This window comes from Arthrobacter sp. Hiyo1 (genome assembly GCF_001263615.2).
Lineage (GTDB): Bacteria > Actinomycetota > Actinomycetes > Actinomycetales > Micrococcaceae > Arthrobacter.
Window position 1 is genome coordinate 173,994 of record NZ_DF952472.1, and the last position, 9,264, is coordinate 183,257.

The 9,264-nt window shown below is 63.2% G+C and carries 6 protein-coding genes and 3 pseudogenes; 6 read left to right on the plus strand and 3 right to left on the minus strand.

Going from position 1 to position 9,264, the window contains the following annotated elements:
- Positions 1-130 precede the first annotated feature (130 nt).
- From AHiyo1_RS14455 to AHiyo1_RS14470, 4 genes and pseudogenes are all read left to right on the plus strand, one after another.
- Positions 131-843 (plus strand): annotated as a pseudogene (locus tag AHiyo1_RS14455) (SDR family oxidoreductase).
- Between the two features lie 187 nt (positions 844-1,030).
- Positions 1,031-2,029, plus strand: a complete 999-nt coding sequence (locus AHiyo1_RS14460; RefSeq protein WP_059389036.1) for an NADP-dependent oxidoreductase — start codon at positions 1,031-1,033, stop codon at positions 2,027-2,029.
- 48 nt (positions 2,030-2,077) lie between these two features.
- Positions 2,078-2,944 carry an alpha/beta fold hydrolase gene (locus AHiyo1_RS14465; RefSeq protein ID WP_059389037.1) on the plus strand — a complete coding sequence of 289 codons (867 nt, stop codon included), beginning with the start codon at positions 2,078-2,080 and terminating at the stop codon, positions 2,942-2,944.
- Between the two features lie 270 nt (positions 2,945-3,214).
- Positions 3,215-3,816, plus strand: a pseudogene (locus AHiyo1_RS14470) (TetR/AcrR family transcriptional regulator).
- Between the two features lie 255 nt (positions 3,817-4,071).
- Here AHiyo1_RS14470 and AHiyo1_RS14475 read toward each other — a convergent pair.
- The 3 genes from AHiyo1_RS14475 to AHiyo1_RS14480 all read right to left on the minus strand — a co-directional run bounded on the left by AHiyo1_RS14475 (position 4,072) and on the right by AHiyo1_RS14480 (position 6,590).
- Positions 4,072-4,962 (minus strand): NAD-dependent epimerase/dehydratase family protein, encoded by an 891-nt coding sequence (locus AHiyo1_RS14475; protein ID WP_059389038.1) that lies wholly within the window; start codon positions 4,960-4,962, stop codon positions 4,072-4,074.
- A gap of 276 nt (positions 4,963-5,238) precedes the next feature.
- The gene (locus tag AHiyo1_RS27955; protein WP_340639333.1) at positions 5,239-5,415 is read right to left on the minus strand and encodes a hypothetical protein; all 177 of its coding nucleotides are present in this window, start codon (positions 5,413-5,415) and stop codon (positions 5,239-5,241) included.
- Positions 5,409-6,590, minus strand: coding sequence for a fructotransferase (locus tag AHiyo1_RS14480; protein WP_340639328.1), 1,182 nt, complete (start codon positions 6,588-6,590; stop codon positions 5,409-5,411). The genes AHiyo1_RS27955 and AHiyo1_RS14480 overlap by 7 nt, the downstream gene beginning before the upstream one ends.
- A gap of 392 nt (positions 6,591-6,982) precedes the next feature.
- Between AHiyo1_RS14480 and AHiyo1_RS14485 the strand changes: the two genes are divergently transcribed.
- Complete coding sequence (locus AHiyo1_RS14485; RefSeq protein ID WP_059389039.1) at positions 6,983-8,263, plus strand: ABC transporter substrate-binding protein; 1,281 nt, start codon at positions 6,983-6,985, stop codon at positions 8,261-8,263.
- Between the two features lie 66 nt (positions 8,264-8,329).
- Positions 8,330-9,216, plus strand: a pseudogene (locus AHiyo1_RS14490) (carbohydrate ABC transporter permease).
- Positions 9,217-9,264 lie beyond the last annotated feature (48 nt).

The window sequence follows — 9,264 nt, forward strand, 5'->3', positions numbered from 1 at the left end:
GTGGATCCCAGCACTCTCTACGGCGGCGGGGCGGCCGGGTACACCGACTACCCGGCCCTTGCCCACGCCTAATCCCGCAACCATCCACGCCGACCGGCGCGGACGGAAATCAACACAGAAAGTTCGTGAAATGCACTCACTCAATGGAGCAGTCGTCCTCGTCACCGGCGCAAACGGCGGCATTGGAACCCACTTCGTCCACGGCGCCCTCGCCCGCGGCGCCAGCAAGGTTTACGCCACCGCCCGCACCCCGCGCACCTGGGAGGACGAGCGCATCGTCCCCCTTACCCTCGACGTCACGGACCCGGAATCAATACGGGCCGCAGTCGAGGCTGCGGGCGATGTCACGGTGTTGATCAACAACGCCGGGGCCGGCGTTGCAACCCCTGGCATCCTTACCCACACCGACGCGGAAATCCGGAGCAACGTGGAGACGAACTTCCTTGGCCCGCTATTCCTCGCCCGCGCTTCGCACCGATCCTGTCAGCGAAGGCCGAATCCGCAATCATCGACATCCACTCCGCCATGAGCTGGTACGCCGTCGGCGGCATCTACAGTGCCACCAAGGCCGCCCTCTGGTCGGCCACCAACTCACTGCGCCTGGAGCTCGCCCCCGAAGGGGTACACGTGGTGGGCGTCCACGTCGGCTACGTCGACACGGCAATGGCTGCGCATGCCACCGACCCGAAAATGGACCCGGCCGATCTGGTCACCACGGTATTGGATGCCCTCGAAGCCGGCGAGTACGAGGTCCTCGCCGACGAGACGTCCATCCAGGTCAAGGCCGGACTCAGCGCCCCCATCGAGGCGCTCTACCCCCAACTTGCGCGCAGCAAGTCCTAGAAACAGCAGCAGCGCCGTGGTGATGAATCCAACACGTCGCCACGGCGCTTTCCATTACCGCTTGACAATTAACTGAGTACAGTCATAATTGATTGTAGTCACTTTAACCGGACGTCGCCCCACGACGAAGATACTGTCGCCACCGGCGCCAACCACAAGAACATCCACCCAGAAGGAGCATCGCGGCATGCGGGCATTCGTGATCAACAAGTACAAGGAACCGCTGCGCGAAGCCGAGGTTGCTGAACCCGCCGTCGGCGAACGGGACGTGCTCGTGCAGGTGCAGGCTGCCGGCCTGAACCAGCTGGACGAGAAGATCCGCCTGGGTGAGTTCAAACAGATCCTTCCCTACAAGCTCCAGCTGATCCTCGGCAACGACCTCGCCGGCACCGTGCTGCGCGTCGGGGAAAGAGTGAAGAGGTTCAAGCCCGGCGATGAGGTCTACGCCCGCCCCAACCAGGACCGTATCGGCACATTTGCCGAACGTATTGCCGTCGCGGAGGAAGACCTTGCACTCAAGCCCGTCTCGGCCACCATGGAGGAGGCCGGATCACTGCCGCTGGTGGCCCTTACGGCGTGGCAGGCCCTCGTCGAGCAGGGCCAGGTGCAGCCAGGTCAGAAAGTCCTCATTCATGCCGGCGCCGGCGGAGTCGGTTCCATCGCTATCCAGCTCGCCAAACATCTCGGCGCGACCGTCGCAACCACCGCCAGCAGCTCCAACGCCGGGTTCCTGCGGGACCTCGGCGCCGACATCGTCATCGACTACCGCACCCAGGACTTCGAGCAGCTCCTGAGCGGATACGACCTGGTGCTGGACAGCCTCGGAGGCGAGAACCTGCAGAAATCACTGCGCATCCTCAAGCCCGGCGGGAAGGCGATAGGGATCGCCGGCCCGCCCGATCCGGCATTCGCCCGCAAAGCAGGCCTGAACCCCATACTGCGCCTGGCGATCACCGGGCTCAGCAGCAAGATCCGGAGGCAAGCCAGGAAGCTCGGCGTCAGCTATGAGTTCCTCTTCATGCGAGCCAGCGGCGACCAACTACGCCAGATCAGCGCCCTCGTTGACGCCGGCGTGCTGCGCCCCATCGTAGGGAAGGTCTTCACCTTCGGCCAGGCTCCAGAGGCACTGCAATCCCTGGCCGCAGGGGGCTTCCGGGGCAAAGCAGTGCTCACCCTCACCAACTGACCCGCCGCCAGCGACTCTTCACGCAAAGAATCCAGGAGAACACCCGTCATGGACAACACCGACGCCCCGAACGAACCAGTCATCACCTCGTACGCGAAGGCACCTGCCCGCACTGTCACCGCCGGAGGCGTCAGCTACGCCTACCGCGAGCTGGGGCCCAAGGGCGGCATCCCCGTCGTGTTCTTCGTGCATCTGGCAGCCACCCTTGATAACTGGGACCCCCGCATCATCGACCCCATTGCCAAGAACCGCCACGTCATTACCTTCGACCAGCCCGGCGTCGGCGCCTCCACCGGACGGGTTCCGGACAACATCGAGGCAATGGCCGACGACGCTTACACCTTCATCAAGGCCCTTGGGTTCGACAAGATAGACGTCTTCTCCTTCTCACTGGGCGGCATGATCGCCCAGGACCTTGCCCTCAAACATCCCGACCGTGTCCGCAAACTCGTCCTGACCGGAACCGGTCCGCGCGGGGGCAAAGACATCGACAAGGTCGTCGGCACCACCTACCGGGACATCCTCCGGGCAACCCTGACCCGGTCCGACCCCAAGGAATTCCTGTTCTTCAACCGCAACGCCACCGGCAAACCCGCTGCGAAAGCCTTCATCAAACGCCTGCAGGAGCGAACCATCGACCGCGACAAACCAATCAGCACCCGTGCATTCCAGACGCAGCTGAAGGCCATCCAGGCGTTCGGCCGCTCCGCCCCGTCGGACCTGTCCACCCTCACGCACCCCACTCTTATCGCCAATGGCGACAACGACCGCATGGTGCCCTCCGTCCTCTCCGAAGACCTGCATCGGCGCATCAAGGGATCCGAACTGATCATCTACCCCGACTCCGGCCACGGCGGCATCTTCCAGCACCACACCCGGTTCGCACCCGCCGTCGTCGAATTCCTCGCCCCCTGACCACCACCGCCCGCGACCAGAAGTCATCAATGGGCACCTCACCACCAACCACCGGACCACACCTGGAAAAGCACTTCACTTCTTCAGCCATCAGCTGAAGCCGGGGGCCTATGCCATCCATGCCTATGACGTTGAAGCAGCACTGACGTATGTCAAGCGTGGCGGGATCCTCCCCCACTACGAAGAGCAGGGGCGCCGACCGGAGGGCCGGTTTACGCAGCGCCGGTATACTCATTATTGAGTCGAGTCAGTTTATCTCCGGAGGAACCCATGCCTGTCACGTCCCAGCCGCTCGGACGGCGCGAGCGGAACAAGCAGGAGAAGCTGGACCGCATTAGCGCCGCAGCCAGTGAGCTGTTCGCCGAATACGGGGTCGAGGACGTCACCACCCAGCAGATCGCCGACAAGGCCGACATCGGCACCGGAACCCTCTTCCTCTACGCCAAAACCAAGGGAGAACTCCTCCTCCTCGTTCAGAACGCCCACTACGCAGAAGCGCTCCAGCGGGGCCGGGCGGATGCTGAAACCACCCCGGATGCCTGGGTGCGGTGATGGCCATCGTGCGGCCGATCGTGGAGTGCAACCGAACCCAGATCGACAACGGACGCTTCTACCTGCGGGAAATGGTCTTCGGCGACCCCACGGAGCCACAGCACAGCGCTGCTCTATCCATCGTTGCGCAAACCGAGGAAGCCATTGCCGCCATACTCGACAGGGAAAAACCGGCCGGCGCGGGTGACGCCGCGACGGCGGCGCGCATTGTCTCGGCGATCATGTTTGTCAGCATGGCCGCAAGCGTAAACGCCGGATTGGAAACTGAAGCACTGGAGCGGGACATCAGGACACAAATCAGCCTGCTCATACCCCGCTGACGCGGCCGGCAAACTCGATCAGGACGGCAGCCACTCGTTACGTTTGCGGTCGGCGAGGCAAACCTCTGGCCTCTGGCCATAGCACCTTGGCACACGAATCGCCCTAAATCAGCAGCACTGGTCGGCGAAGCCCCTGCAGGAATATCGGCACCTTTGGGCGATGTCCACCTGCTCGGTGGTTAAGTTTCCGGCGGCAATGGCCGCCTGGACTTGCAAGGCCAGTGTGTCCGTGTACCACCCTCGACTGGATCACGTTCAGTAGTCGCTGGTTCGTGCTTCAACCTGATCGTCGCTGAGTCCGGTGACCTGATTGATCCACGCTCCGAAGTCACGGCTCGGCGCGTAGCCTGTCTCGGTCCAGCCGAGTTTGCTTGGCTTTACGGGGGGTGCTGAGATGTCCAGGCCAAAGCGCTGGACTACGGTCCGGGCCCCGGGGAAAAGGCGGTCTGCGGTGCCGATTGGGTCAAGTTTCCACTCGGCCAGGTCTGCGGCCGGGACTGCGTCCGGATGAAGGGCATCCAACACCAGCCCGCCGTCGTTTGCTGCCACATAGTCCGTCGACAACCCAATTGCGTCGAGCACGTCATTGCGATCTACTCGCTCGTAGAGCAGGCCGCGACCATAGTCACGGGCCCAGTCCGTCCAGGGCACCAGCGAAGCAGGGCGGACCGCAACATATGATATGCCGTGACACCTCCGGTGATAGTCCAAAAGCTGCTCGCCGATGACTTTCGTGAATCCGTAAACGTCGCTCGAGTCATGCCAAGCCTGCGAGGAAAGCCAGACCACTTTCCCCACGCCGGCGGCGACGGCCGCCTGCAGGGTGCGGAATGTGCCATTTACATTGAGGTCCCAGAATTCCGTTTCAGTGTGATCGGCGACGTGGATGCCGTGCAGGGCCGGCAGGTGCACGAGAATGTCGGCGTCGACCATCGCGGCGTGGAGGCCCTCTCCGGTCCGGACGTCCGCCGCGTCGAAGCGTGCTTCCGTAGCCAGGCCGTCGACGGGTTTAAGGTCGGACAGGGTCAACTGGTATCCAGCGGCTAGGAGTCGTGGGGCGAGGCCACGGCCGATGTTCCCGCCGGCACCGGTCATAACGACGCGCGTACCCCTTGGCGCGGTGGCGGCATGGTTTCCGTAATTCATTACGCTCCTTTCCGGAAGTCGGGACATGCTGGAGGGTTTCTCCAGCATGCCCTGATCCGGGTCTTCGGTAGGTTCGTTGCCCCGAGCACGCCTGGCTTGCCTCACGGGCGGCTAGATCGGGCCAGCACCGGCGTGTCTGGCGAGACCTCGGCCGGATGATCGACGAGGTGACATTTCTGCCTTGACGGCAGCGGCCGGCAGGGCAGATCAATGCGTGGGAGCGCGCCGCGAGGACGGAGACCCGGCTTCGGGACACGCTCCTGGCGCGTTGGTCTGTCAGGGGGTCGGCCGGATAGCAGTGTCTGAACTGTAGGAGGTGATCTGGGAGGCTGTCCCGCTGTCGAGCACTTTCGAGTGGGTAGTTGAGGCGTCGAGAACGACGTGCTGAGAAGCGACGTCGCTGACCACGTGGTTGAGCGCGACGACGTTGGCGTCCCCTCCGGCGATCAGGATCTGCGTCGGTTGGCGCCGGCGGGGGCGATGTTGGCGGGCGGGACGTTGTAGGCGAAGAGGTTGTCCGAGATGAGGTTGTTGTCTCCCGCGATGTGGACTACGCCGTAGAGGTCGTCGAGGCCGTTGCCGCGGCCGATGAACGGCGGGTACCCCTCGTTGGTCCGGCGGATGTGGTTGGCCGTGATGAGGTTTTCCTTGCAGCCGTTCAGCAGGCGGAGCATGCCCGGGTAGAAGCCTTGGAGCCTGTTCGAAGTGACCGAGCACCGGTTGCAGCCCGTGAATTCGATGAGGCTGCGGCCTCGGGGGAAGAGGTTGTTGCCCGTGACCAGGAGGCCTTCGTGGTTCTCGGCCAGGAGCGTGACCCCGTCAGGACCGGCGCCCATGTGATTGCCGCTGACAATTGTCGCCTGCCCGGCCCCGGTGAGCTCGACGCAGTTGCCACATTCGGCGATCATGTTGTCGTTGACGCGGAGTGCGTCCGCGCCGCGCACGATCAGGGCGTGTTCGAGGTAGACGAATCCCATGCCGGTGATGTGGAAGGAGTCGTTATCGGAGGCGACTTCGATTCCGGTCTTGCCGTTGTGGTAGCTGTTCTTGCCGGGGGTGAAACCGACTCCGTCGAGGCAGAAGTCCCGGAACACGATTCCTGAAAGACGCGGATCCCCCGCCCGCTTGACGAGGAATGCCTGGGGCGCGCTCGGAGAGGTCAGGACGCGGATGTGGCTGGCTCCGGGCTGGAGGTTCTGCCATCCGGTCGGGTTCGAGTTGTCGAGGATGCTTCGGGAGAAGAAGCCATGCCCGAAGCCGGCGATGGTCAGGTAGCTCACATCGACGACGACCTGGGTGTGCAGGTCGTAGTCGCCCGGAGGGATGATGATCGCGGCTCCGGGACGCGCGTCCGGGGACGTCTGCCGCTGCTTGATGTCGGCGATGATGTCGTTGATGACCGCCCCGATGTCGGATTGCGCGGTGACCTCCGGGTGGGCCTTGATCCTCCAGGTGGTGACGTCGTACGTGTTGGGCGAATTGAGGGGTGCGCCTTGCTGGCCGTCGGCCGCATTAGCATTCTGTGTTGTTCCGAAAGTCAATGCAGCCGCAAGCGTTCCGGCTGCTCCGGCACCGATCAGCCGGCGGCGGCTTGGATTCGCATTTTCTAGATTCTTTCCAGTTACCACGGGTTTCTCCTCTGTATGAGATAAGACTGCTGCTCAGAATCGGGCGTTGCCGGGCCGGCCGCCGAAGGCTTGACTGTCCTTGTCATCCGCCTCGGCGGCATCACGCTCTTGTTCCCGGGAAACGGCTAATGTCCCACGTGGACTAATGTCACAACTCATGTGCCAAACCGTTTGGGCTAACCAGAGATGACACTAGGAGCCCGGCATGACGGCTGTCAACGCCAAAATTCGGACGGAAGTTTTTGGCACATCCGACGGCGTCTACCAATGATTTGTGACCCTTGACACCCGCCGCGCCCTGCGCGTAATCTGTTGCCAAGTCGTTTTGGCAAAACGGTTTTTCATCTTATCCCGTCTTCGTATTCCGTTCCCGAGAAAGGGAGTCGACAGCGATGTCCTCTCGAAAAACAATCTCCAGGCTTGCCGCCCTCGGCAGCCTTTCAGCCGCGGTAATCCTGGCCGCAACCGCATGCGGCGCAGGGGGCCCGGCGACGTCCGGGGGCGCCGCCGGAAGTTCCATCAACGTCCTCGTCGAGGCAGGCGGCCATGCAGAACTGCAGCCCATCGCCGACCAGTGCAAGAAGGACACCGGGGTCAACGTCAACTTCGTCGAACTCCCCTACGATGGCCTCTTCAACCGTCTCTCCAGCGAATTCTCCTCCGGCACTGTCTCCTTCGATGTTGCGGCTCTTGACTCCGTGTGGCTGCCCAGTTTCAAGGACGCCCTGCAGCCCATCGATGAGCTCTTCACTGACGAGGCAAAGAAGGACATCTTCCCTTCACTGGTCAAGGAAGCCAACGTCGATGGCCATTTCATTGGAATGCCGGCGTGGACCAACGCCGAGATAGTCCTCTACCGCAAGGACCTCTTTGAGGACGCCAAGAACAAGGCCGACTTCAAGGCCAAGTACGGCTACGATCTCGCCGCGCCGAAGACCTGGCAGCAGTACCAGGACATCTCCGCCTTCTTCACCAAGGACGGCATGTATGGCACGGACGTCAAGGGCGGCGTTGAAACCGAGTACCTCACCCACGTGCTGCAGGCCGGATCGCCCATGGTCCTGGACAGCAACAACAACGTCGTGATTGACAACGCGGCCCACAAACAAGCGCTGGATTTCTACACCAGCCTCGTCAAGGACGCCCCGGCCGGCGCGGCCCAGGTCGACTGGGCCGCCGCCCAGAACCTCTTCAACCAGGGCAAGACAGCCATGACCCAGTTCTGGGCCCACGCGTACCGGCAGATCCCCAAGGACTCTCCCGTCTACGGCAAGGTCGGAACAGCCCCGATGATCGGCGGGTCCGCCGGTGTTGCCGGTGTTCCGGGCCCCTGGTACCTCTCGGTACCCAAGGCCACCAAGAACACGGACGCCGCGAAGAAGTTCGTCAAGTGCGCCTTCGACCACAATGACCTGGCCATCCAGTCAAGCCTTGGCCTGGCAGCACGGGTCTCCGCCTTCCAGAAGTACCAGGACCAGCCCGGCTACGAGAGCTTCAAACCGCTGATCGAAACACTCAACGCTCCCGCGACGGCAACCCGTCCGGCAACAGCAAAGTGGCAGCAGATCGTCGACACCGTACTGGTTCCGATGCTCCAGAAGGCCGTCGCCGGCGGAGACAGCACGACCTTGCTCGCGGACGCCAAGTCCAAGATCCAGGCCCTCCTTAAATAAGACTCCGCGGCCGGCAGCAGCCCATGGCGTTGCCGGCCGCGGCCCCAACCAGCGGAAGAGAATCCCGTGCGCATCCCTGATCGCCGCTTCGCCCTCTACCTGATGACCCCGGCGGCGTTGTTCCTCGCAGTCTTTGTTGCCTACCCGTTGTTCCGGTTGGTCACGGACAGCTTCTTCAAAATCTCCCCGATCGTCGGGGCCCCCGTGACTTCGTGGGCCTGGACAACTACGTCCGGGCCTTCACCTCAGAGGCCTTCATCGGTGCAGGATGGCGGACCCTCGCCTACACCCTGATGGTGGTGACCCTCGAGTTCACCCTGGGTCTGGGCATGGCCCTCCTGTTCACGACCCTGGGCCGGAAATCCCAGGTCTGGCGGACCATGTTCCTGTATCCGCTCATGATTGCCCCGATCGTGGCCGGCCTGCTGTGGAAGTTCCTCATGATCGACAACTTCGGCTTGCTCGGCACCCTGCTCAGCCAGGCCGGCATCCTGCAGAACCCAAACCAGATCGGCTGGCTGTCGAACCCGGACATCGTCCTGTTCTCCGTCGCCGTCCCGGACATCTGGCTCACGACATCGTTCATGTGCCTGGTGCTGTTCGCGGGCCTGCAGAACATCCCGGGAGACCTCATCGAGGCGGCCAGGCTCGACGGCGCCCGCGCACCGTCGCTGCTGTTCCGGATCATCCTTCCGCTGCTCCGGCCTGTCATCGCCGTGGCGCTGGTGGTCCGCGGCATCGACGCAGCCCGGGCCTTTGACACCATCCTCATCCAGACCAACGGCGGACCACAATCCGCCTCCGAAACCATGAGCCTGCTCATCTACCGCACGATGATCCGCTTCGGCGACCCAGGCCTCGCAAGCGCCATGGGCACCATCTACCTGCTGGCGATGCTCGCCATCGCCTTCGTAGCCGTAACCACCATCTGGCGGCCAGGAAAGGACACCTGATGAGCTCGGCCCAGACCCCCGACGACGGCGCCATGCTGGCCGCCGCCG